This is a genomic window from Kitasatospora sp. NPDC001683, assembly GCF_053596495.1.
The window spans coordinates 53685-76705 of sequence record NZ_JBSFGK010000032.1 but is presented as its reverse complement, the minus strand read 5'-3'; the positions used below and the strand labels follow the sequence as shown (position 1 = coordinate 76705).

Here is a 23021-nt window from a genome sequence, read left to right as displayed (position 1 = left end):
GCCGCTCCGATCCGACGCCGACGGTCGTCCCTTTCGGCGTCGGCGCGGCCCTTCGGCTCACTCGCCGAGGCCCTTCGGCTCACTCCCCGGGGTCCGCCAGCTCTCGGACGGCCGCCGCGAACAGGTCGCCGCGCTCGCCGTAGTTGGTGAACATGTCCATCGACGCGCAGGCCGGGGCCAGCAGCACCGTGTCACCCGATCGGGCGAACGATGCGGCCGTTCGAACGATCTCGGCCATCGCCACCGCGCCAGTCTGGCCCTCGGCCGCCTCGATCACCGGTACATCCGGAGCGTGTCGCTCCAGCGCCTCCCGGATCAGCGCCCGGTCCTGCCCGATCAGCACGACCGCGCGCAGCCGCTCGGCCGCGCCCTGGACCAGGTCGTCGAAGGTCGCGCCCTTGGCCAGCCCCCCGGCGATCCAGACGATCGGCCGGTAGGCGGCCAGCGAGGCCGCGGCGGCGTGGGTGTTGGTGGCCTTGGAGTCGTCGATGTACGTGACCTCGCGGACGGTGCCGACCTCGGCGATCCGGTGGGCGTCCGGGCGGAAGGCCCGAAGGCCCTCCCGGACGGCCTTCGGCTCGACCCCGTAGGCCCGGGCCAGCGCCGCCGCGGCGAGCGCGTTGGCGATGTTGTGCGGGGCCGGCGGGTTGACGTCCTCGACGGAGCCCAGCTCGGCCGCGTTCTTGGCCCGGTCCTCGACGAAGGCCCGGTCCACCAGCAGGCCGTCCACCACGCCGAAGTTCGACGGGCTGGGCGCGCCGAGGCCGAAACCGATCGCCCGGCAGCCCTCCTCGACGTCGGCCTCCATGACCAGCGCCTCGGTGGCCGGGTCGGCCAGGTTGTACACGCAGGCCACCACGTTGCCCTCGTAGATCCGGCCCTTGTCGGCGGCGTACGCCTCCATCGAGCCGTGCCAGTCGAGGTGGTCCGGGGCCAGGTTGAGCACGGCCGCCGAGTACGGGCGCAGCGAGGGCGCCCAGTGCAGCTGGTAGCTGGAGAGCTCGACGGCGAGCACGTCGTACGGCTCCTCGGCGAGCACCGCGTCCAGCACCGAGACCCCGACGTTGCCGACGGCGGCGGTGCGCTTGCCGGCCGCGGTGAGGATCGAGGCGAGCATCTGGACGGTGGTGGTCTTGCCGTTGGTGCCGGTGACGGCCAGCCAGGGGGCGGGCTCGCCCGTGCCCGGCAGCGGCTTGCGCAGCCGCCAGGCCAGCTCGACGTCGCCCCAGACCGGCACCCCGGCCGCCTCGGCGGCGGCGAACAGCGGGCTGTCGGGGGCCCAGCCGGGCGAGGTGACGATCAGCGCGGTGCCCTCGGGCAGGCTGGCGCCGTCGCCCAGGCGCACCGCGATGCCGAGCGCCTCCAGCTCGGCGGCGCGGGCCCTGAGGCCCTCGCCACTGCCGCCGTCCACCACGGTGACGCGGGCGCCGAGGCCGTTCAGGACGCGCGCGGCGCTGATGCCCGAGACGCCGAGGCCGGCGACCACCACGGGCAGGTTCATGAAGTCGGTGTTCGTCATCCGGTCCGGTATCCCGCGTAGAAGAGGCCGAGGCCGACGGCCACGCACAGGCCCTGGATGATCCAGAAGCGGACCACGACCAGGACCTCGCTCCAGCCCTTGAGTTCGAAGTGGTGCTGCAGTGGTGCCATCTTGAAGACGCGCTTGCCGGTCATCCGGAAGGAGCCGACCTGGATGATCACCGACAGGGTGATGATCATGAAGAGGCCGCCGAGCATGATCAGCAGCAGCTCGGTGCGCGAGCAGATCGCCAGGCCGGCCAGGGCGCCGCCGAGGGCGAGCGAGCCGGTGTCACCCATGAAGATCTTGGCGGGCGAGGTGTTCCACCACAGGAAGCCGAAGCAGGAGCCCATCAGGGCGGAGGCGACCACCGCGAGGTCCAGCGGGTCGCGGACGTCGTAGCAGGCGCCGGTGGCGGAGATGAAGTAGGCGCAGCTCTGGGTGTACTCCCAGACGCCGATGAAGGTGTAGGCGCCGAAGGCCATCACCGAGGCGCCGGTGGCGAGGCCGTCCAGGCCGTCCGTCAGGTTCACGCCGTTGGAGGTCGCCGCGATCATGAAGTACGCGAAGATGACGAACAGCACCGGGCCGATCGACCAGCTGAAGTCGCGGACGAAGGACAGCTTCTCGGAGGCCGGGCTGAGCCCGCGGTCGTCGTGGAACTGCAGCGCCAGGATCGCGAACACCAGACCGACGATGGACTGGCCGGCCAGCTTCGCCTTGGCCCGCAGACCGAGCGAGCGGCGCTTGACGACCTTGATGTAGTCGTCCAGGAAGCCCACCAGGCCGAGGCCCGCGGTCAGGAAGAGCACCAGCAGCCCGGAGGCGGTCGGGGTGTCGCCCGTTATCCCCTTCGTCGCGAAGTACGCGATCAGGGTCGCCAGGATGAAGGCGATGCCGCCCATGGTGGGCGTGCCCTTCTTGCTGTGGTGCGCCTTGGGGCCGTCGTCACGGATGTACTGGCCGTAGCCCTGCCGGGCGAGCAGCTTGATCAGGGCGGGCGTGCCGACCAGCGAGAGGATCAGGCCGATCATCCCGGAGAAGAGGATCTGCTTCATCATCGGACAGCACCGTCCGCCAGGAGGGCCTCGGCCACCTTCTCCAGCCCCACCGAACGGGAGGCCTTCACCAGGACCACATCCCCCGGCCGCAGCTGACTGCGCAGCAGCTCGACCGCCGCGTCCGCGTCGGACACCAGCACCGACTCCTCACCCCACGAACCTTCGTTCCTCGCGCCGAGTTCCATGCAGGCCGCCTCGCGTCCGCCGACCGCCACCAGCTTGGTGACGTCCAGCCGGACGGCGAGCCGCCCGATGGCGTCGTGCTCGGCCAGGCTCTCCTCGCCGAGCTCCCGCATCTCGCCGAGCACCGCCCAGGTGCGGCGGCGCTCCGGACCGCGGCCGCCCATCGAGACCAGCGCCCGCAGCGCGGCCCGCATCGAGTCGGGGTTCGCGTTGTAGGCGTCGTTGACGACGGTGACACCATCGGCCCGGTCGACGACCTCCATGCGCCAGCGGGACAGCGCACCCGCCTCGCCCAGGGCTGCCGCGGTGTCGTCGACGGTCATCCCGAGCTCCGTCGCCACCGCGGCGGCGGCGAGGGCGTTCGAGACGTGGTGCTCACCGTACAGGCGCAGCTGCACGGGCGCGGAACCGGCCGGGGTGGTGAGCGTGAACGACGGCCGTCCGGTGGCGTCCAGGCGAACGTCGGTCGCCCGGACGTCGGCGTCCGGGGACTCCCCGAACAGGACCACCTTCGCCTTGGTGCGGGAGGCCATCGCGCGCACCAGCCGGTCGTCCGCGTTGAGGATCGCGGCGCCGTCGGCGGGCAGCGCCTCGACCAGCTCGCCCTTGGCCTCGGCGATCGCCTCCTGGGAGCCGAACTCGCCGACGTGGGCGGTGCCGACGTTGAGCACCAGGCCGATCCGCGGCGGGGTGATCGAGGTGAGGTACTCGATGTCGCCCTTGTGCCGGGCGCCCATCTCCATGACCAGGTGCCGGGTGCCCTCCTCGACCCGCAGCGCCGTCATCGGGTGCCCGATCTCGTTGTTGAGCGAGCCGGGCGGGAAGACGGTCGCGCCGCGGTGCTGGAGCAGCTGGGCGATCAGGTCCTTGGTGCTGGTCTTGCCGGCCGAGCCGGTCAGCGCGACCACGGCGGTGCCCTCGGCGCGGGCGACCACGGCCCGGGCCAGCCTGCCGAGCGCCTCCACCACACTGTCGACCAGGACGGCGGGCACGCCGACCGGGCGGGAGGCCAGCACCGCGACGGCGCCGGCCTCGACCGCCGTGGCGGCGTAGTCGTGGCCGTCCACGTGCTCGCCGACGAAGGCCGCGAACAGGCCGCCGGGGCTCACCTTCCGCGAGTCGACCTCGACCGGGCCGGTGACCAGGGTGTCCGGGGCGGCGCCGTCCAGGGTGCCTCCGACGGCGGCGGCCACCTCGGCGAGGGTCAGTGCGATCACTGCTGCTCTACTCCTCGGTCGCCCCGGGCGACCGAGGTCCGCACGATCGATTCGCGCAGCACCTCCCGGTCGTCGAAGGGGCGGATCTCGTTTCGTACGTACTGGCCGAGCTCATGGCCCTTGCCGGCCACCAACACGGTGTCCCCCGCCCGGGCGCGGGCTACCGCGAGCTCGATCGCCTCGGCCCGGTCGGGGACGACCAGGACGGCCCCGCGCTCGGCCTCGGGCACCGCGGCGGCGCCGGTCAGCATGCTGGCGAGGATCGCCAGCGGGTCCTCGCTGCGCGGGTTGTCGCTGGTCAGCAGCGCCGTGTCGGCGAGCCGGGCGGCGATGGCGCCCATCGGGCCGCGCTTGTGGGGGTCGCGGTCGCCGCCGCAGCCGACCACGACGTGCAGCCGGCCCTTGGTGACCTCGCGCAGCGAGGCGAGGACGGCCTGCAGGGCGTCCGGCTTGTGCGCGTAGTCCACCACGGCGACGAACGGCTGTCCGGCGTCCACCCGCTCCAGCCGGCCCGGAACGCCGGGGACGGCGGCGACGCCCGCCACCGCCTGCTCCAGCGGCAGCCCGGCGGCGACCAGCGCGGTGATCGCGGCCAGCGCGTTGGAGACGTTGAACGGGCCGGGCAGCGGGACGGCGGCGTCCGCCTCGGCGCCGTCCGGGCCGACCACCCGGAAGGTGGAGCCGGTCGGGCCGAGCTGCACGTCCACGGCCCGCCAGTCGGCCTGGGCGGCGCCGGCGGCCGAGAAGGTGGTCACCGGGATCTTCGCCTCGGCGGCGAGCCGGCGGCCGTACTCGTCGTCCAGGTTGACCACGCCGTGGCGGGACTTGCCGGGCTGGAAGAGCCGCGCCTTCGCCTGGAAGTAGTCCTCCATGTCCGGGTGGAAGTCGAGGTGCTCGGGGGTGAGGTTGTTGAACAGCGCGACGTCGTACGTCACCCCGTCGGTGCGGCCGAAGACCAGGGCGTGGCTGGAGACCTCCATGGTCACCGCGTCCGCGCCGCGCTCGGCCATCACGCCGAGGATCGCGTGCAGGTCGGTGGCCTCGGGGGTGGTGCGCTCGCTCTTGATCCGCTCCTGGCCGACCCGCATCTCGACGGTGCCGATCACGCCCGGGCTGCGCCCGGCGCCGCGCAGACCGCCCTCGACCAGGTACGAGGTGGTGGTCTTGCCGTTGGTGCCGGTCAGCCCGATCATCAGCAGCCGCTCGGACGGGTGGCCGTAGACGATCGCCGCCAGCTCGCCCATCCGGGCCCGCGGCCGGTCCACCACCAGCAGCGGCAGGCCGGTGGGGGCGGCCAGCTCGGCGCCCGCCGGGTCGGTCAGCACGGCCACCGCGCCGGCCTCCGCGGCCTTGCCGGCGAAGGCCGCGCCGTGGTGGTTGGCGCCCGGGAAGGCCACGTACACGTCGCCCGGACGCACCGCACGGGAGTCGTGGGTGACGCCGGTGACGTCGGCGCCCTCGACGGGCGGCAGGCCCAGCCGGGCGGCCAGCTCGGCGAGCGGCAGGGCGGCGGTCCCGGTCGGGCGGGGCGGGCTCACGGTGGTTTGGCTGGGTTTCGGCACGGCGGGAAGGCTATCCGCCGAAGGGTGCCCAGGGCCAAACCGGGCCTTCTCGGGGTCGCCGGCCGCACCGGCCCGCTGGTTGCTCATCCTCGCTCACGGCTTCCACTCGACGGGCAGGTTCGGCGCCTGGCTGCCGCTCGGCGGGACCTGCATGGTCTTCAGGGTGAACTCCATCACCTGCTTGAACACCGGCCCGCACAGCTGGCCGCCGAAGTGGCCGTTGACCGGGCCCTGGAGGGTGCAGGAGACGGTGTACCGGGGGGCGTCGGCCGGGGCGAAGCCGATGAAGGAGGCGGTGTAGCCGTCGTAGCCCTTGCCGTCGGCGGCCCCCCGGTTGGCGGTGCCGGTCTTGCCGGCGACCCGGTAGCCGGGGATGGCGGCGTTGCCGCCGGTGCCCTGCTCGTCGTCGACGACCGACTCCAGCATCGAGGTGAGGGTCTTGGCGGTCTGCTCGCTGACCACCCGGGTCTGCTCGCCCGGCGCGGTCGGAGTGTACTTGCCGTCCGGCCCGGTGACGCCCTGGACGATGCTGGGCGCGACCCGCACCCCGCCGTTGGCGATGGTCGAGTACACCGAGGTGGCCTGCATCGCGTTCAGCTGCAGTGGGCCCTGGCCGAAGGAGATGTTGTACTTCTCCGAGGCGACCAGGTCCTCCGGCTTCTTGAGCATCCCGGGCGTCTCGCCGGGGAAGTTCAGGCCGGTCGGCTGGGCCACGCCGAACTTGCGCAGGTAGCCGTCCAGCACCTGGTTGGCCTTCAGCTGGTCGCCGTCGCCGAGGGTCTCGACCGCCTCGATGGTGCCGATGTTGGAGGACTTGGCCAGCACCCCGGCCAGGGTCAGGTACCAGTCGCCGTGTTCGACGTCGTCCTTGAACTGCTGCCCGGCCCGGACCAGCCGGTTCGGCACGGTGACCCTGGTGTCCCAGTTGGCCTTGCCGGAGTCCAGCACGGCGGCCAGGCTCATCAGCTTGGCGGTGCTGCCCGGCTCGTAGGCGTCGACCAGGGCCGGGTTGCCCATCTGGGACTGCTTGGCCAGGCTCAGGTCGTTCGGGTTGAAGCCGGGCGCGCTGGCCATCGCGATGACCTGGCCGGTCTTCACGTCCTGGACGATGACGTAGCCCTTCTCCGCGCCGGAGTTGGCCACCTGGTCGGTGATCGCCCGCTGGGCGGCCCACTGGATGTCCCGGTTGATGGTCAGCTTGATGTCGCTGCCGGGCACGGCCGGATCCATCGAGCCGCCGGCGGTGGGCACCAGCCGGCCGCCGGCCTGGGCGTAGCTGCTGTGGCCGTCCTTGCCGGCCAGCTGCTTCTGGTACTGCAGCTCCAGCCCGCCGGCGCCCTCGCCCTCGCCGTTGACGAAGCCGACCAGGTTGGCGGCCAGCCCCTCGGCCGGGTAGATCCGCTTCTGGGTCTCCCGGTTGAACACCCCGGCCAGCGGGTTGGCGCACTCGTTGTCCACCCGGGTCCGCCCGCCCTGGTCGGCGGGCCTGCCGAGCAGCTTCCTCTGGGCCTGGCAGGTGCGCGAGCCGGCCTTCTTCTCCAGGCCCGCCTTGAGGTCGCTGATCTGGTTCTTGGCGGCCGGGGTCTGCTGGGCGGCGAGCCGCTTGTAGCGGGTCTTGGGGGTGTGCAGGTCGGCGGCGATCTTGTCCCGGGCGACGCCGAGGATCGGCGACAGCAGGGCGGCCGCCTGCTCCGGCGCGTCCGGGATGCCGGTCGCCTCGGGGGTGAACATCGCCGGGTCGGCGGTGATGTCGTACGCGTCCACGGTCGCGGCCAGCGCGACCCCGTCGGAGGACGTTATCGAGCCGCGCTCGGCGGTGATCGGGATGTTCTGGTAGCGGTTGGTGTTGGCGTCGGCGGCCAGCGCGTCGGCGTCCACCAGCTGGAGCTGCACCAGGCGCCCGGCGAAGACCGAGAACACCAGCGACAGCGCCACGGTGATCACCCGCAGCCGACGCTTCGGCTCGGCCAGCTTCAGCGCCTTGGGGCGCTGCGGCACCCGGGACTTCGGACGCGGCCGCACCGCCGACTGGCTGCGGGCCGGCGGACGGCCCTCCGGGCGGCGCTGCTGCGGCGCGCGCGGGGTGCGGTCGGCGGCGGCCTTGGCGGGCTGCGCCTTGGCCGACTGGCTGCGCGCGGGCTGGCCCTTCGCGGGCTGGGCCTTGCCGGACTGGCCCCGGACGGGCTGGCCCTTGGCCGGCCGCCCCTTCGCGTCAGCGGGCTGGCCGCGCCCGGCGGCGGGTCGGGCCGCACCGGCGCGCGGCGGCTGCCGACGGCCGGACCCGGAACCGGAGCCGGAGCCGGACGGCTGACGAGGCGTGCTCATGCGACCGCCTCGCTACGCTCGGCGGGCGCTTCGCACAATTCGCACCTCTCGATGATTCGCTCGTTCCACTCGCTCATCGGGTACCGCCCCCGTGCTGCGCCGGCGCGGACGACACCGGGTTGAGCTGGATCACCGAGTCACCGGCCGAGGCCGCCGGGGTCGGCGGCGGCGCGGGCGCCTGACTCGTCGGCTGCGCCGAAGGCTGGGCACTGGGCGAGGCACTCGGTGCGGCGCTCGGCTGGGCCGGGGCCGCGCTCTGGGCCCCCGGCGAGGGCTGCTTCATCGGCCACGGTTCGACCGTCGACTTCTTCACCGGCGGGCTGTCCTTCGCCGAGCCGGGAGTGCCGAGCACCTTGCCCCCGTTCGGCACGTCCAGGAAGGCCATCCCGCCGGCCGGAACCATGCCCAGCTCACCGGCCCGCCTGGCCAGCGCGTCCGGGGCCGAGCTCTGGTCGATCTCGTGCTGGAGGCTCTGCTGCTCGTCGGTCGCCTTGGTGGTCTGCTTCTGCAGCCGGGACAGTTCGAAGGAGCCCTCGTTGAGCGCCGTGTTCAGCGCCAGCAGGCCGAGCAGCCCCGCCGCCAGCAGCACCACCACGAGCACCGCGAACGGCGTGCGCCCCCGCACGGGGCGCCGCCCCGGCCGGACCGTGATCCGCACCCTGCCCTGTCCGGGGAGTCCTCCCCGCCCCGCCCGGACCTCACCGGCCACCGGCCCCACCGCTCTCCTCCGCCCTTCGGACCCCGCCGGAGCCGATCCTCAGCCCCGCTTGCTTCGGTCCCTGATCCTCTCCGCCACCCGCAGCCGCACGGGCGCGGCGCGCCGGTTCTCCTCGATCTCCTCCTCGGTGGCCAGCTCGGCACCGCGGGTGATCAGTTTGAGCCAGGGCTGGTGCTCCTCCGGGATGAACGGGAGCCCCGGCGGGGCGGTGCTGGTCGCCCCGGCGGCGAAGTACTGCTTCACCAGTCGGTCCTCCAGCGACTGGTACGACATCACCACCATCCGGCCGCCTACCGCGAGGACGTCCAGCGCGCCCGGGATCGCCCGGTCCAGGACCTCCAGCTCGCCGTTGACCTCGATCCGCAGCGCCTGGAAGGTCCGCTTGGCCGGGTTCCCGCCGGTCCGGCGGGTCGCCGCCGGAATGGCGTTGCGCACCAACTCCACCAGACGCGCGCTGTTGGTGAACGGTTCCTTCGCCCGCTCCCGCACGATGACCGAGGCGATCTTCCCGGCGAACCGCTCCTCGCCGTACACCTTGAGGATCCGGGCCAGGTCGCCGTGGCTGTAGGTGTTGAGGACCTCCGCCGCGCTGATCCCCCGGGTCTGGTCCATCCGCATGTCCAGCGGCGCGTCCTGGGCGTAGGCGAAGCCGCGGTCGGCCTCGTCCAGCTGCATCGAGGAGACGCCGAGGTCGAACAGCACGCCGTCCACCCGGTCGATGCCCAGCCGCTCCAGCACCTCGGGGATCTCGTCGTACACCGCGTGCACCAGGGTGGCCCGGTCGCCGAACGGGGCCAGCCGCTCGGCGGACAGCTTCAGTGCCTGCGGGTCGCGGTCCACCGCGATCAGCCGGACCTCCGGGAACTGGGTCAGCAGCGCCTCGCTGTGCCCGCCGAGGCCGAGGGTGGCGTCCACCACCACGGCGCCGGGGCGCGAGATCGCCGGGGCCAATGCGTCCATGCACCGCTGCAGCATCACCGGAACGTGCTTGGGACCCGGTTCGTTGGTGGTCATGCGCGGTGGCGCCCTTCCTCGGTGCGGAGCAGCCCGTCGTCCGGGAGCTCCGACCATTCTCGCCCACCGCCTGCCGGCACGACGACGCGGCCCGTGGTCCCCGCCCGCTCGAGAGGAAGGTCGTGGCCGCCGGGCGCCGGGGAAGGTGCGCCAGGTGAACACGGAGCGGGTGGAGGCCACAGGCCGCATCGGCCGGGCCACACCGGCCGAGGACGCCCGGTTGACGGGCTCCGGCGGGTGTGCTCCAACGCGCCGCAACTCTATCGCGCGGGCCCCTCCAGTCAATGGTCCGCTCCGGCGCACCACCCGGGCGGCGGTACGGATCACCGCAGGTCGCGGCCCTCGGGGCGGTCCGGCGGGGACACCGATGGGGGCCTCCGGCGAGTGCCGCGCGCCCCGTCGAGCGACCGGGCGCGAACCCACAAGCCGCAGCCCGGGACAAACCGTCCCGTTGTCGCTATGCGCTCGATCACAGCGGTGCGTTCTGTAGCACTTCGCCCCACCGCGCGGCCCCGGATCGCACTAACGTCGCCCTCATGACAGTGACCCCCGACCGGCCCACGCCGAACGCCGCTGCCGACTCTCCCAGCTCCACCGTCATCGACCGCTTCGTCACGGCCAACCGCGAGTACGCGGTGACCTTCCGGGACGGCGGCATGGACGCCCGGCCCGTCCAGCAGATCGCCGTGGTGGCCTGCATGGACGCCCGCCTCGACCTGTTCGCGGCACTCGGCCTCGAACTGGGCGACGCCCACGTCATCCGCAACGCCGGCGGCGTCGTCACCGACGACACCATCCGGTCGCTGACGATCAGCCAGCGCGCCCTGGGCACCCGCTCGATCGCGCTGATCCACCACACCGGCTGCGGCCTGCTCGGACTCACCGAGGACTTCCGCCGCGAACTGGAGCTGGAGGTCGGCCAGCGCCCGCAGTGGGCGGTGGAGGCCTTCGTCGACCTCGACGGCGACGTCCGCCAGTCCATGCAGCGGGTCCGCACCTCCCCCTTCCTGCTGCACACCGACGACGTCCGCGGCTTCGTCTTCGACGTCCACACCGGCCTGCTGCGCGAGATCCGGTAGCCCTCGACGCCCTCCCCGCCCGGCCAACGGCGTCCGGGCGGGCACCCGCCCCGCCCCGGAGGCGAGCGGGCGAGTAGCCCAGGACCGCCCCGAGCCGAAGGGGCGCGCCGACGCCGAAAGGGAGAAGCGCGGGAGCGACGCAGGAGCGACGGAGCGCCGACCGTCGGCGTCGGACCAGGAGCGCCCCGGAGGCGAGCGGGCGAGTAACCGCCGAATGGTGACTTCTGGCCGCCGTACGGGGGAGAATGCGCCTGCCGGTCAGGCCCCGAACCACCTGGGGCGGCCGGGCCGCAGGCCGCCGAACCGGCGCCGGATCCTCCTTCGGAACCGCCCCCGGAGCGGCCGCGTCAAGCATGGGGTGGGGTCCGGCCTCGGGTGAGGCGGGCGCAGCGTGCCAGGGAGCGTAAACGGGTGACGAGCTACGACGATCAGGCCGGTCTCGGCAGTCCTGCGGGGGGCGGACAGAGGGCGAACGGGTACCACCAGGTCGGGCTCCCCGAGCTCGCCGCGGTCGTGGACCGGGTCCGCGCCAACATCGAGAGCGTGATCGAGGGCAAGCCGGAGGCGGTCCGGATCGCCCTGACCGTGCTGCTCGCCGAGGGCCACCTGCTGCTGGAGGACGTGCCCGGCGTCGGCAAGACCATGCTTGCCAAGGCGCTCGCCCGGTCCGTCGACTGCACCGTGCGCCGCATCCAGTTCACCCCTGACCTGCTGCCCTCGGACGTCACCGGCACCAACATCTACGACCAGCAGCAGCACGACTTCGAGTTCCGCCCGGGCGCGATCTTCGCCCAGATCGTGGTCGGCGACGAGATCAACCGCGCCTCGCCCAAGACCCAGTCCGCGCTGCTGGAGTCCATGGAGGAGCGCCAGGTCACCATCGACGGCACCACCTACGAGCTGCCCTCGCCGTTCATGGTGGTGGCCACCCAGAACCCGGTCGAGATGGAGGGCACCTACCCCCTCCCGGAGGCCCAGCGGGACCGCTTCATGGCCCGGATCTCGATCGGCTACCCCAGCCCCGAGGCGGAGTTCGCGATGCTCGACGTGCACGCCGGCGCCAACCCGCTGGCCGACCTCCAGCCGGTCGCGCACGCCGCCGACATCCTCAAGCTGGTCGACCTGGTCCGCACCGTGCACATCGCCGACCCGGTCCGCCGCTACGCCGTCGACCTGGTCGCCGCCACCCGCACCAGCCCCGAGCTGCGGCTGGGCGCCTCGCCGCGCGCCACCCTGCACCTGGTCCGGGCCGCCCGCGCCGCCGCCGCGCTGGACGGGCGCGACTACGTCACCCCGGACGACATCCAGCGCCTGGCCGTCCCGGTCCTCGCCCACCGCCTGATGCCGACCGCGGAGACCCAGCTCGGCCGCCGCACCTCCGAGCAGATCGTGACCGACCTGGTGGCCCGGCTGCCGCTGCCGCGTCCGCAGGGCAGCCCGGTCGTCCGGAGGGGCTGAGGTGGCCTCATCAGCCGATCAGACCGGCGGACTGCGGGCCGGACTGCGCGGCCTCACCACCCGGGGCCGTTCCTTCCTCGCGGCCGGCCTGACCGCGGTGGTCTGCGCCTACGTGCTCGACCAGGACGCGCTGCTGCGGGTCGGCGTGCTGCTCGCCGCGCTGCCGTTGGCCGCCGCCCTGGTGGTCGCCAACACCCGCTACCGGGTGGCCAGCGGCCGCCGGCTCAGCCCGCACCGGGCGATCGCCGGCCAGGAGGCCCGGGTCCACCTGCGGGTGGACAACGTCTCCCGGGTGCCCACCGGTCTGCTGCTGCTGGAGGACAAGGTCCCGTACGTGCTCGGGCCGCGCCCGCGCTTCGTGCTGGACCGGGTCGAGCCGCGCGGCTTCCGTGAGGTCTCCTACCGAGTCCGATCCGACCTGCGTGGCCGCTACCCGCTCGGGCCACTGCAGCTGCGGCTGTCCGACCCGTTCGGAATGTGCGAGGTCAACCGCGCCTTCACCGCCTCCGACGTGCTCACCGTCGTCCCGCAGGTCCAGACGCTGCCGCAGGTGCGGCTCACCGGCGAGTGGATCGGCCAGGGCGAGAGCCACACCCGCACCCTGGCGCTGGCCGGGGACGACGACGTGATCCTGCGCGAGTACCGTCCCGGCGACGACCTGCGCCGGGTGCACTGGCGCTCCACCGCCAAGTACGGCGAGCTGATGGTGCGCCGCGAGGAGCAGCCGCAGAAGGCCCGCGCCACCGTCCTGCTGGACACCCGCGAGGTGGGGCACCGGGGCACCGGCCCCGCCTCCTCCTTCGAGTGGGCGGTCAGCTGCGCCGCCTCCGTCGCCGTGCACCTGCTGGAGCGCGGCTACCAGACCCAGCTGCTCACCGACACCGGTCAGTGGGTGCCCGGGCCCGGCACCGGCGGCCACAACCTCGCCGCCGACACCTCCGGGCTGATCCTGGACGCCCTCGCGGTCGCCGACCTGTCCGACGGCGCCGGGATCTCCCGCGCCGAGGAGCCGCTGCGGGCCGGCGGCGAGGGCCTGCTGGTCGCCGTGCTCGGCGACCTGGACGCGGCGCAGACGGCCAGGCTGGCCCGGCTGCGCGACCGCACCGGCGGGGCGATCGCCTTCCTGCTCGACACCGAGACCTGGGCCGGGCTGCGGATGCTCGCCCCGGACACCGGCGGCGACGCGTTCCGCGAGCGGGTCCGGGAGCTGCGCCGGGCCGGCTGGACGGTCCTGCCGGTCCGGGCCGGCGACTCCGTGCCGGACCTGTGGCGGGCCGCCGACGGCGCGAAGACCACCGCCCCCTACCGAGAAGAGGCCGGCGCGTGACCACCCGGGCCAAACTGACCGTTTACTCGGCGCTGGCCACCGCCCTCGCCTCGCTGTGCATGCTCCCGCTGCTGACCACCCGCGGCTGGTTCACCCACGCCCTCCTGGTGGTCGGGGTGATCTCGGCGGTCGGCGCGGGCCTGCGCCGCTCCCCGCTGTACCGCTGGTCGGTGCCGACGGCCCAGGTGCTGGTGCTGCTCCTGCTGATGCTGATCGGCTTCGCCGGCTCCGGGATGACCGGCGGCGTGCTGCCCGGACCGTCCGCGCTGCGCGTGCTCAGCCGGGTCTTCTCCTCCGGCCTCGACGACATCGTGCAGTACGCCCTCCCGGCGCCACCGACCCCCGGTCTGCGGCTGATCCTGGTCTCCGCGGTCGGCCTGATCGCCGTGCTGGTGGACACCATCGCGGTGACCTACCGGCGCGCGGCGCTGGCCGGGCTGCCGCTGCTGGCGATGTACTCGATCGGCAACGGCTTCGCCGGGAAGCAGGGCGGCAGCTGGATCTGGTTCTGCTTCGCCGCCGCCGGCTACCTGGTGCTGCTGTTCGCGGAGGGCCAGGACCGGGTCTCCCGCTGGGGCCGGGTCTTCCGCGGCGGCGCGCGCGGCACGGTGACCTCCAACCAGGTCAGCCTGGGCGGCCAGCAGGTCGGCGTGCTGGCGCTGGCTTTGGCGATGCTGCTGCCGGTGTTCCTGCCGCGCTGGGACTTCGGGCTGCTGGACTCCGGCTCCGGCGGGTCGTCCGGCAGCGGCACCGGCCTCGGCCGGAGCGTGACGAGCAGCCTCGACCCGATGATCAGCCTGGAGTCCGCGCTCACCAAGCCGAGCGACGACGTGCTGCTCACCTACACCCTGGACAGCGACCTGGCCGACCAGACCTACCTGCGCACCGGCTCGCTGGACCAGTTCGACGGCGCCAGCTGGAAGCTCGGCAGCACCGTGGTCAGCGACCTCCCCAGCACCCTGCCCACCCCCGAGGGACTGCGGGACCCCAACGTCCCCCGGGTCGAGGGCGACTTCCAGGTCAGCGAGAAGCTGGAGAAGAGCTGGCTGCCGATGCCGTACCCGGCCGCGTCCGTCCAGGTCCCCAACCGCGGCGACTGGAAGCTCGACCCGGTGACCCGCACCGTCGTGCCGGTCACCGAGCGGGCGATCCGCGGGCTGCGCTACCACGTCACCTCGCTGGACCTGCGGCCGACCGCGGACGAGCTGCGCACCGCGCCGACCGCCCCGCAGGACATCCGGGACCGCTACACCGCCGTCCCCTCCGACCTGCCGACGGTGGTCGCGCAGCAGGCCAGGGCGATCACCGCCGACGCGCACACGGACTACGACCGGGCGACGGCGCTGGTGAACTACTTCACCGGCCCGCAGTTCAAGTACGACACCTCGGTCGAGGGCGGCACCGGCAGCAACGCGATCGCGGTCTTCCTGCGCGACCGCCGGGGCTTCTGCGTGCACTTCGCCTCCACCATGGCGGCGATGGCCCGGGTGCTGAAGATCCCGGCCCGGGTCGCGGTCGGCTTCACCCCCGGCGACAGCAAGGACGGCAACACCTACTCGGTCACCGGCCGGATGTACCACGCCTGGCCCGAGCTGTACTTCTCCGGCTACGGCTGGACGCGCTTCGAGCCGACCCCGAGCCGGGGCGTCCCGACCCACTACACCGAGGCCTCCAGCGCCCCGACCACGGCGCCCACCCACCAGCCGACCGCCGCGACGACCAGCGCGGCCGCCGTCCCGGCGCCGACCAGCAGCTCGGACTGCACCGCCAAGCAGCGTCAGCTGGACGAGTGCGGGCCCAAGGGCAAGGTCGTCAGCCAGGCCGCCGAGGAGTCCTGGCTGCTGTCCGGGCAGGTGCTCGGCACCCTGGCCGTGGTGGTGGTGCTGATCGCCCTGCTGCTCGTACCGATGTTCTGGCGCACCGCCGTGCGCCGTCGCCGGCTCGGCGGTGGCGGGCGGCGCCGGCCCGGCGGGGACGGCCCGACCGAGCTCACCGACGCCCAGGTGCTGGCCGCCTGGGACGAGCTGGTCGACTCCGCCTGGGACCTCGGAATTCCCCCGGACGAGTCACGCACTCCGCGCTCGGCCGCCCGGCGGATCACCGAGAAGGCGGACCTGGACGCGGAGGCGGCGGCCGCCACCGGGCGGCTGGCGCTGGCCACCGAGCGGGTGCTCTACGCCCCGTCCGGGCCGGTCACCACGGCTCCGCTGGCCGCCGACGTCCGCACCGCCCGACGCGCCCTGCAGGCCGGCGCCGGTCGGCGCGGGCGGATCCGGGCGCTGTTGCTGCCGCCGTCCTCGGCGCAGCTGTGGTGGCGGATCTCCGACGCGGTGCAGACGGCCCGGGCTGCCGTCGCCACCGGGACCGGCCGGGCCGTCGAGGCGGTCACCGGCCCGGTGCGGCGGGTGTTCACCCGGCGCGGGCGGTCCACCCCCGGGTCCTGACCGGGACGAGAGAGCCGGGGCGGGCAGTCGATCGACTGCCCGCCCCGGCTCTCTCGTGTGTCAACCCCTGACGTACGGTTCAGAAACCGCCGGTCTGCTCGTCCCGGCGGCGCTGCCAGCGCTGCTCCACCCGGTCCATCATCCCGGCCTTGCGGCGCGGGGCGGCGGCCTGGCGGGGACCGGAGCCCTGGCTCGCGGGCCCGCGGCGCCAGCCGGTCACGGCGAACACCGCGCACCCGAGCATCACCAGGAACCCCACGACGCTGACCCAGATCTGGTCCGGAACGACCATGCCGCCCATCAGCAGGCCGACCCCCAGCACGAAACCGGCGACGGCCAGGTAGACCCGCCGACGGGTGTAGGTGCGCAGCCCGGTTCCCTCAAGCGCTGACGCGAATTTGGGATCTTCGGCATACAGCGCTCGCTCCATCTGGTCGAGCAGTCGCTGCTCGTGCTCCGAGAGCGGCACGGAGTCCTCCTACTCGTCGGTCGCGGGTGCGACCGGTCCGCCACCCCGGTCGGGGAGGCCAGTCCAATCAGCCTTGGGCACACGGTCGGACGCCCGTGCGGGGGACCCGGCCCGTGTCGTCCATATGCCCCACGCATCCGGCTGTCATGCTTTCCGGCTTTACCCAGATCATACGGTCCGTGGGCCCGTTGCGGGGTGGTCTGCGCCGCGTGGGCCGGGCCACTTCGCCCGGGCAGGGCCGTACCGGGTCAACGCGGGACGGCTCGGACAAGTGCCCGATGCGATGGAATCGGTCCGGACCCGGGGAGCTCCGCGAGCGCACCGGGGCGAGGGCGGTCATCCGGCGGCCGTCCGGGAACCGAACCGCCACCGCACGGTGGGTGAGGGACCGTACGGCGGCGGGCGGTACTGCCGGGTCTTCCGGGACGCTCCGGAGGAGTCCTCAGGCCAGGGTGGCCAGCACGTGCAGCTGGGTGGCCACGGCGTGGAAGGCGGGCTGCGCGGCGGCGGCCTCCTCCAGCTTCAGCAGCGCCTCCATGGCGCCCGGCTCGGTGTCCACCAGCACGCCGGGCACCAGGTCGGCGAAGACCCGGACGCCGTGCACCGACTCCACCCGCAGGCCCGCGCCCTCGGCCAGCCGGCTCAGCTCCTCGCCGGTGAAGCGGCGCGGCATCGGGTCCTGCTCGCCCCAGCGGCCGTCGACGGCGGAGAGCACCGTACGGGCCTCGTTGAAGTGGCCGGCCAGCGCGCGGGCCAGCACGGCGCCGTTGCGGTTGGCGGCCAGCAGGCTGACCAGGCCGCCCTCGCGCAGGGTGGCGGCCAGGCTGCCGAGCGACTCGGCCGGGTCGTCCACCACCTCCAGCACGCCGTGGCAGAGCACCGCGTCCACGGTGCCGGGCGCGACCAGCTCGGGCAGCGTCTGGGTGTCGCCCTGGACGGCCCGGATCAGGTCCGTCACCCCCGCCTCGGCGGCCCGGCGCTCCAGCGCGAACAGCGCGTCCGGGCTCGGGTCCACCACGGTGACCCGGTGGCCGAGCTTGGCCACCGGCACGGCGAAGTTGCCGGTGCCGCCGCCGGTGTCGACCACGTCGAGCACCGGCTGGTCCAGCTCGGCCACCCGCTTCTCGAGGGCTGCCCGCACCACCTCCCACACCACGGCGGTACGCAGGGCACTGCGGGGACGCGTCGGGTACAAGGTGGGGCTCCTTGGCACGTGCAGGTCGATCGGGATGCCTCCACCTTAGACCGGGCGGGCCCCCGCGCCGCTCACGCCCGGTGGCTGTCGCCGTCGAGCGGCAGCCGGGGCGCGGGCGGGGCCGGGCGCAGGCCGAGCAGGCGCTCGACCAGGCGCAGGAACAGGGCCGAGTTGCGGATCAGGTCGTCGGCGTCGCGGGCCGAGGCGGCGCCCCGGATCCCGGCCTCGGCGGCGGCCCGGCGGCGGGCGCCGGCGCCGTAGTAGAGCGCCCATTCGGCCAGCTCGGGGGCCACCTCGGGCAGCACCTCCCAGGCGCTGCGGATGGCCTTGCGGCGTCGCGGGTTCTTCTCCGGCCGCCCGCGGACGGCCAGCACGGCGGCCACCGTGCGCAGCGCGGCCAGGTGGGCGGTGGCGTAGCGCTCCAGCGGATCCTCCAGCGCGCGGGCACGGGCCAGCGTGCGGTGGGCGTCGGCGAGCAGGTCGAGGGCGGCGGGCGGCGCGGCCGTCCGGCGCAGCACGGGATGGACGTCCCGCCCGGCGGGCCGGCCACCGGCAGGGCCGGGGACGTGCGGAAGGGCGGCGGAGTGGAGGCGGGCGGTGACGGGCTCAGGGTGGCTGATGGTCATGGTCTCCCCCGTTCCGAGGCAGCGCGCGGACCGGGCGGTCCGTGCTCCCCCATCGTGGACCGCACCACTGACAACCGGGCCCCGGGAAGGGCGTACCGGCGGCGGTCGCGGTCCCCCCGGTCCGCGCCGCCGCCGTCTGCCGTCGCCCCGCCCACCCCCCACCGGGTGGCGGTGGCGAACTCCCCCCGTTCTCCCCCGTCCGGTGACCGGCCTCCCCCCGGCCCGCTCCGCCGCCCCGTGCCGGCGGTGCGGGGCCCGAGACCGGCGCCCGACCGCGGATCCGAGCCGCCGTCCCCCGGGCCCTCCCGGCCGGGGGAACGGACGGATCCGCCACCCGGGCGGCCGGCGCCCGACGCGCCGTCCTCCCGGGTGCCACCACTCTCCCGTCCCGGCAGGTCGGAGGCCATCCGCTGACGTACTCAACCGCGGATCTGAGTACCCGTACTCAGTCGCCCTCGGGCCCGCCGGGCGCGGAACCGCGGCGGTGGCCCGTGGCGTCCCGGGTCCCGGGTCCCGGTACGGTACGGCGGGGCCGTTGCGGTCCCGACCGGGGTCGCAGGACCCGGGAGAGCGAGGAGGGGGACGCGATGACGGTCCTGCCGCTGATCTTCACCAGCGGTCTGGCCAGCGGCATCAACGCGTACGCGGTGGTGCTGCTGCTCGGCCTGCTGGGCCGGTTCGCCGGGGCGGAGTCGGTGCCGCACCCGCTGGAGCGCACCGACGTGCTGATCGCGGCGGCCGTGCTGTTCCTGCTGGAGGCGGTGGCCGACAAGATCCCGTACGTCGACACCGTCTGGGACGCCGTGCACACCGTGATCCGGCCGATCGCCGGCGCCGTCGTCGGCGTGCTGATCGCGAGCAACGACCCGGGCTCGCTCAGCACGGTCGTGGCCGGGGCGATGGGCGGCACCACGGCACTGGTCACCCACCTGGTGAAGGCCTCGCTGCGGATGGCCGTCAACACCTCGCCCGAGCCGGCCAGCAACATCGTGGTCAGCCTGCTGGAGGACCTCTCGGTGGCCGGCCTGGTCACCCTGGCGATCTTCCACCCCTGGCTGGCCGCCTCGGTCGCCGCGGTACTGCTGCTGATCGGCCTGCTGCTGGTCCGGCTGGTGATCGGCAGGATCCGGGCGTTCCGGGCCCGCCGCCACGAGCGCAGGGCCGCCCGGGCGGCCGCTGACGGGGCTTACGCAGGTCAGAACACCTAGGGCGTGTCTCGTGGGTTTCGTCGGCCCCGGCAAGGACCCACGAGACACGCCCTAGGATCGGGTGCCATGGCACGGATCGTCATCATCGGCGCAGGAATGAGCGGGCTCGCGGCGGCCTCCCGGCTGGCGACCCTCGGTCACCGGGTGACGGTCTGCGAGGCGAGCGGCACGTACGGCGGCATGGTCGGCCGGTACGAGCGCGACGGCTTCGCCTTCGACACCGGTCCCGGGCTGCTCCCGCTGCCCGCCGTCTACCGCGACCTCGCGCTGAAGACCGGCAAGGAGCCGCTGGAAGAGCTGGTCGAGCTGGCGCCGGTGGACCCGGAGAGCCGGCACCTGTTCCCCGACGGCACCGCCGTCACCCTGCCCAACGCCTCGCGCGGCGGCGTCAGCCAGGCCCTGGACGCCGCCTTCGGCGCGGGCTCCGGCGCCCGCTGGAGCGAGGTGATGAACCACGGCCGGATGGTCTGGGAGGCCACCCGCCGCCCCCTGCTGGAGGAACCGCTCCCGGCTGACCGGGCCTTCCTGGGCACCGACCCGTACCCCGTCCCGCCGGCCACCGGCCTGGCCCGGCTGCGCCGCCCCCGGCCGTGGACCCTCCGGGACGTCGCCGCACGCGAGCTCGGCGGCCATCCCGGCCTCACCGCCCTGCTGTCCGAGGCCGCGATCCGGTACGGCTTCGCCCCCGGTCAGGCCCCGGCCGGGGCCACGGTGCTGCCGTACATGGAGCAGTCCTTCGGCGTCTGGTACGTCCGGGGCGGCCTGCGGGCCCTGGCGCAGGCCGTGCACCGGCGCTGCGAGCTGCGCAAGGTCGAGTTCCGCTTCGACACCCCGGTCACCCGGGTGGTCGTCGAGGACGGCCGGGCGCGCGGGGTGGAGACGGCGGACGGCCGGATCGAGGCCGACCTGGTCGTCTCGGCGATGGACGCGGGCGCCCTGCACCGCCACGGCCTCGCCGAGTGGCCGGGGATGCCGCCCGAGGCGTGGGAGCCACAGCAGGTGCCCGGCCGGTTCAGCGTGCTGCTGGCCCTGCGCGGGCCCCGCCCGGAGGGCACCGCGCACCGGACGGTGGTGCACGCGGCCGACCCGGCGGCGGAGGAGGCGGCGCTGACCGGCTCCGCCCCGCTCTGCGAACGCCCCACCGTGCAGGTGCTCCGCCCGGACGACCCGGCGCTGCGCCCCGACGACGCCCACGAGAGCGTGGTGCTGACCGCGACCGTCCCGGCCCAGGGCGACGTCGACTGGACCGCCCCGGGCGTCGCCGACCACTACGCGGACCGGCTGCTCGCCCACGTCGACGCGGCCGGCCTGGGCCTGCGCGACCGGCTGCTGTGGCGGGTCGTCCGCACCCCGGAGGACACCCGCCGCGAGACCGGCGCCCTCGCCGGCGCCGTCGCCCGCCCCGTCCTGGCCGGCACCTCCGGCCGGTGGCTCAAGGCCGCCAACGAAGCCCCCGTCCCCGGGCTCCACCTCATCGGCGCCAACGCCCACCCCGGCGGCGGCCTGTCCCGCGTCGGCATGTCCGCCTGCATCGCGGCGAACCTCATCGGCCCGGCATGAGCGCCGTCGGCCGCCCTGCTCAGCCCTGCTGCCAGGTGTTCTGCTGCTGGTGGCCGTAGCCGCTCTGGTCGTACGCCGGCTGCTGCGGGATGCCCTGGCCGTGCTGCTCGGGCTGGGGCTGCCACTGCTGCTGGTGTTGCTGGTGCTGCTGCTGGGCGTTCGGGTCCCAGGCCTGCTGCGGGTAGCCCGCGTACGGGTCCTGCTGCTGGTAGCCGCCGTACGGGTCCTGCTGCTGGGGGTAGCCGCCGTAGGACTGCTGCTGGTCGTAGGCGTAGGCGGGCTGCTGCTGGGTCTGCCACTGCTGCTGGTCGTAGCCGGACTGGTAGGCGGGGGCGTACGGGTCCTGCTGCGGCGGGGCCTGCTGCTGCTCGTAGTACGCGGGGGCGTAGACGCCGTCCTGGGCCAGTTCCTGCATCTCGAAGGGCGCGGTCCGCTCGACCTCCGGCTCCTCCTCGGCGGCCGGCACCGGCGCCGCCGACGCGACCGGGGTCTCCTCGACCGCGCTGACCTCGCCGACCCGCTTCTCCTCCGCCGTCCCGGCGGCCGCGACCGCCGCGCCGCTGGTCAGGGCGCCGAGCAGGGGCACCTTGGCGAGCGGGCCGGGCAGGCCGCCGTCGGCCTTCCGCAGGGACCAGCCGGCCTGGTAGCCCTTCTTGACCGAGAGGGTGACGAAGGCCTGGCCGACCGCGAACAGGCCCGCTCCGGCGCCGATCACCACGACCGAGCCCAGGCCCATCCCGACGACCACGCCGAGGAAGCCGGCCAAGGCGAGCACCCGCCAGTGCAGCGGCGCCCGGTTCTGCACCAGCACCTCGGCGATCAGCCAGAGCGCCACCACCGCCAACGCGACGTACAGCAGCAGGTATCCGATGCCCATCCGCGCGCTACCTCCAGTCGCGTGCCCGCGCGCGCCGCGCGTGTGCGGCGACTGTACCGGTTCAACGGCCGGGGTACCGCATCGCGTTCCCGCCGCCGTCGGCACCGGCCGCACACGACCGGGCCCACCACCGCGGAACGGTGACGGGCCCGTGAACAGAGGGCTAGGAGCGCTGATGCAGGCCCAGGTTCTGGTAGATCTCCAGCGTCGCCGTCGAGTGGTTGAGCGTGATGAAGTGCAGGCCGGGCGCGCCCTCGGCGAGCAGTCGTTCGGCCATCGCGGTGGCGTGCTCCATGCCGACGGCCCGCAGCGCCGCCGGGTCGTCGACGGCGGCCCGCAGCCGGGCCTCCAGGTCGGCCGGGAAGGCCGAGCCGCTGAGCTGGGGGAAGCGCTCCAGCTGCTTGGCGTTGGTCACCGGCATGATCTCCGGGATGATCGGCGTCTCGCAGCCCGCGGCGGTGACCCGGTCGCGGAACCGCAGGTAGTCGTCCACCTCGAAGAACATCTGGGTGATCGCGTAGTCCGCGCCGGAGCGCACCTTCGCGATGAAGTGCCGGATGTCCTCGTCCCAGTCGGCCGAGCGCGGGTGCATGTTCGGGGAGGCCGCGACGCCGACGCAGAAGTCGCCGATGCCCTTGATCAGCTCCACCAGCTCGTAGGCGTAGGTGACGCCGTCCGGGTGACGGACCCATTCGCCCATCGGGTCGCCGGGCGGGTCGCCGCGGACCGCGAGGACGTTCCGCACTCCCTGGTCGGCGTACTGGCCGATGATGTTGCGCAGTTCGGCGACAGAGTGGTCCACGGCGGTCAGGTGGGCGACCGGGGTGAGCGTGGTCTCGGTGGCGATCCGGCCGACCATGTTGACGGTGCGCTCGCGCGAGGAGCCGCCGGCGCCGTACGTCATGCAGACGAAGTTCGGGTCCAGCGGTTCGAGTCGACGGATGGCGTCCCAGAGCTTCTGCTCGCCGACCTCGGTGCGGGGCGGCATGAACTCGAAGGAGAAGGAGCGCTTTCCGGCCGCCAGGAGCTCGCGGACCGTCAGTGCGCGGTCCGATCTCGTGGAAGCGATGCCGAGTGCCATGCTGGCAGGTTATCCGCCCCCCGAAGGGGCCGGACAACTCGATTCCACGATTCGGGACAAGTAGTGGACCCGCCTCCGCTTGCGCCCCGCACGCCCCC

At 74.0% G+C, this 23021-nt stretch carries 18 protein-coding genes; 6 read left to right on the top strand and 12 right to left on the bottom strand.

The genetic code is table 11. The features are described 5' to 3' along the window. Positions 1 to 79: 79 nt before the first annotated feature. The 7 genes from murD to rsmH form a co-directional block, all read right to left on the bottom strand. The gene (gene murD, locus ACWCYO_RS19295; protein ID WP_449784861.1) at positions 80 to 1519 is read right to left on the bottom strand and encodes a UDP-N-acetylmuramoyl-L-alanine--D-glutamate ligase; all 1440 of its coding nucleotides are present in this window, start codon (positions 1517 to 1519) and stop codon (positions 80 to 82) included. Further along, the gene (gene mraY, locus ACWCYO_RS19290; RefSeq protein WP_270151300.1) at positions 1516 to 2577 is read right to left on the bottom strand and encodes a phospho-N-acetylmuramoyl-pentapeptide-transferase; all 1062 of its coding nucleotides are present in this window, start codon (positions 2575 to 2577) and stop codon (positions 1516 to 1518) included. Before mraY ends, murD begins: the two co-directional genes overlap by 4 nt. Further along, a complete protein-coding gene (locus ACWCYO_RS19285) occupies positions 2577 to 3980 on the bottom strand; it encodes a UDP-N-acetylmuramoyl-tripeptide--D-alanyl-D-alanine ligase (protein WP_270147514.1) in 1404 nt (467 codons plus the stop codon). The genes mraY and ACWCYO_RS19285 overlap by 1 nt, the downstream gene beginning before the upstream one ends. Continuing rightward, complete coding sequence (locus ACWCYO_RS19280) at positions 3977 to 5629, bottom strand: UDP-N-acetylmuramoyl-L-alanyl-D-glutamate--2,6-diaminopimelate ligase (RefSeq protein WP_449784860.1); 1653 nt, start codon at positions 5627 to 5629, stop codon at positions 3977 to 3979. The genes ACWCYO_RS19285 and ACWCYO_RS19280 overlap by 4 nt, the downstream gene beginning before the upstream one ends. A gap of 6 nt (positions 5630 to 5635) precedes the next feature. After that, positions 5636 to 7867 (bottom strand): peptidoglycan D,D-transpeptidase FtsI family protein, encoded by a 2232-nt coding sequence (locus ACWCYO_RS19275; protein ID WP_449784859.1) that lies wholly within the window; start codon positions 7865 to 7867, stop codon positions 5636 to 5638. A gap of 73 nt (positions 7868 to 7940) precedes the next feature. Further along, on the bottom strand, positions 7941 to 8492 hold the full coding sequence (locus ACWCYO_RS19270; RefSeq protein WP_449784858.1) for a cell division protein FtsL: 552 nt from the start codon (positions 8490 to 8492) through the stop codon (positions 7941 to 7943). 132 nt (positions 8493 to 8624) lie between these two features. Further along, positions 8625 to 9599 carry a 16S rRNA (cytosine(1402)-N(4))-methyltransferase RsmH gene (rsmH, locus tag ACWCYO_RS19265; protein ID WP_270147510.1) on the bottom strand — a complete coding sequence of 325 codons (975 nt, stop codon included), beginning with the start codon at positions 9597 to 9599 and terminating at the stop codon, positions 8625 to 8627. Positions 9600 to 10135: 536 nt separating this feature from the next. On the opposite strand from rsmH, the gene ACWCYO_RS19260 reads away from it, so the two are divergent. From ACWCYO_RS19260 to ACWCYO_RS19245, 4 genes are all read left to right on the top strand, one after another. After that, positions 10136 to 10678, top strand: a complete 543-nt coding sequence (locus ACWCYO_RS19260; protein WP_270147509.1) for a beta-class carbonic anhydrase — start codon at positions 10136 to 10138, stop codon at positions 10676 to 10678. Positions 10679 to 11089: 411 nt separating this feature from the next. Then, positions 11090 to 12136 (top strand): AAA family ATPase, encoded by a 1047-nt coding sequence (locus ACWCYO_RS19255; protein ID WP_405000720.1) that lies wholly within the window; start codon positions 11090 to 11092, stop codon positions 12134 to 12136. Position 12137: 1 nt separating this feature from the next. Continuing rightward, complete coding sequence (locus ACWCYO_RS19250; protein ID WP_270147508.1) at positions 12138 to 13463, top strand: DUF58 domain-containing protein; 1326 nt, start codon at positions 12138 to 12140, stop codon at positions 13461 to 13463. After that, on the top strand, positions 13460 to 15907 hold the full coding sequence (locus ACWCYO_RS19245; RefSeq protein WP_449784857.1) for a transglutaminase TgpA family protein: 2448 nt from the start codon (positions 13460 to 13462) through the stop codon (positions 15905 to 15907). The genes ACWCYO_RS19250 and ACWCYO_RS19245 overlap by 4 nt, the downstream gene beginning before the upstream one ends. Positions 15908 to 15986: 79 nt before the next feature. Here the strand turns inward: ACWCYO_RS19245 and ACWCYO_RS19240 are convergent, their stop codons facing one another. From ACWCYO_RS19240 to ACWCYO_RS19230, 3 genes are all read right to left on the bottom strand, one after another. After that, positions 15987 to 16376 (bottom strand): DUF3040 domain-containing protein, encoded by a 390-nt coding sequence (locus tag ACWCYO_RS19240; protein ID WP_270147506.1) that lies wholly within the window; start codon positions 16374 to 16376, stop codon positions 15987 to 15989. A 442-nt stretch (positions 16377 to 16818) separates the two neighbouring features. Beyond that, positions 16819 to 17571 (bottom strand): methyltransferase domain-containing protein, encoded by a 753-nt coding sequence (locus ACWCYO_RS19235; RefSeq protein ID WP_270147505.1) that lies wholly within the window; start codon positions 17569 to 17571, stop codon positions 16819 to 16821. Positions 17572 to 17642: 71 nt separating this feature from the next. Then, entirely contained in the window at positions 17643 to 18197 is a 555-nt protein-coding gene (locus ACWCYO_RS19230) for an SAV_6107 family HEPN domain-containing protein (protein ID WP_270147504.1), read from the bottom strand. A gap of 587 nt (positions 18198 to 18784) precedes the next feature. Here ACWCYO_RS19230 and ACWCYO_RS19225 point away from each other — a divergent pair. Together ACWCYO_RS19225 and ACWCYO_RS19220 are read left to right on the top strand one after the other, a co-directional pair. Further along, entirely contained in the window at positions 18785 to 19405 is a 621-nt protein-coding gene (locus tag ACWCYO_RS19225; RefSeq protein ID WP_449784856.1) for a DUF4126 domain-containing protein, read from the top strand. Between the two features lie 66 nt (positions 19406 to 19471). After that, positions 19472 to 20965 (top strand): phytoene desaturase family protein, encoded by a 1494-nt coding sequence (locus ACWCYO_RS19220; RefSeq protein ID WP_449784855.1) that lies wholly within the window; start codon positions 19472 to 19474, stop codon positions 20963 to 20965. A 19-nt stretch (positions 20966 to 20984) separates the two neighbouring features. On the opposite strand, the gene ACWCYO_RS19215 is transcribed toward ACWCYO_RS19220, so the two are convergent. After that, positions 20985 to 21842, bottom strand: a complete 858-nt coding sequence (locus ACWCYO_RS19215; RefSeq protein ID WP_449784854.1) for a hypothetical protein — start codon at positions 21840 to 21842, stop codon at positions 20985 to 20987. A gap of 163 nt (positions 21843 to 22005) precedes the next feature. Then, on the bottom strand, positions 22006 to 22923 hold the full coding sequence (gene metF / locus ACWCYO_RS19210; protein ID WP_449784853.1) for a methylenetetrahydrofolate reductase [NAD(P)H]: 918 nt from the start codon (positions 22921 to 22923) through the stop codon (positions 22006 to 22008). Positions 22924 to 23021: the final 98 nt, after the last annotated feature.

Coding starts and splice junctions, on each gene's coding strand:
- murD (WP_449784861.1), bottom strand. CDS start 1,519: ATGACGAACACCGACTTCATGAACCTGCCCGTGGTGGTCGCCGGCCTC.
- mraY (WP_270151300.1), bottom strand. CDS start 2,577: ATGAAGCAGATCCTCTTCTCCGGGATGATCGGCCTGATCCTCTCGCTG.
- ACWCYO_RS19280 (WP_449784860.1), bottom strand. CDS start 5,629: ATGAGCAACCAGCGGGCCGGTGCGGCCGGCGACCCCGAGAAGGCCCGG.
- ACWCYO_RS19275 (WP_449784859.1), bottom strand. CDS start 7,867: ATGAGCACGCCTCGTCAGCCGTCCGGCTCCGGCTCCGGTTCCGGGTCC.
- rsmH (WP_270147510.1), bottom strand. CDS start 9,599: ATGACCACCAACGAACCGGGTCCCAAGCACGTTCCGGTGATGCTGCAG.
- ACWCYO_RS19260 (WP_270147509.1), top strand. CDS start 10,136: ATGACAGTGACCCCCGACCGGCCCACGCCGAACGCCGCTGCCGACTCT.
- ACWCYO_RS19230 (WP_270147504.1), bottom strand. CDS start 18,197: ATGACCATCAGCCACCCTGAGCCCGTCACCGCCCGCCTCCACTCCGCC.
- ACWCYO_RS19225 (WP_449784856.1), top strand. CDS start 18,785: ATGACGGTCCTGCCGCTGATCTTCACCAGCGGTCTGGCCAGCGGCATC.
- ACWCYO_RS19220 (WP_449784855.1), top strand. CDS start 19,472: ATGGCACGGATCGTCATCATCGGCGCAGGAATGAGCGGGCTCGCGGCG.
- ACWCYO_RS19215 (WP_449784854.1), bottom strand. CDS start 21,842: ATGGGCATCGGATACCTGCTGCTGTACGTCGCGTTGGCGGTGGTGGCG.
- metF (WP_449784853.1), bottom strand. CDS start 22,923: ATGGCACTCGGCATCGCTTCCACGAGATCGGACCGCGCACTGACGGTC.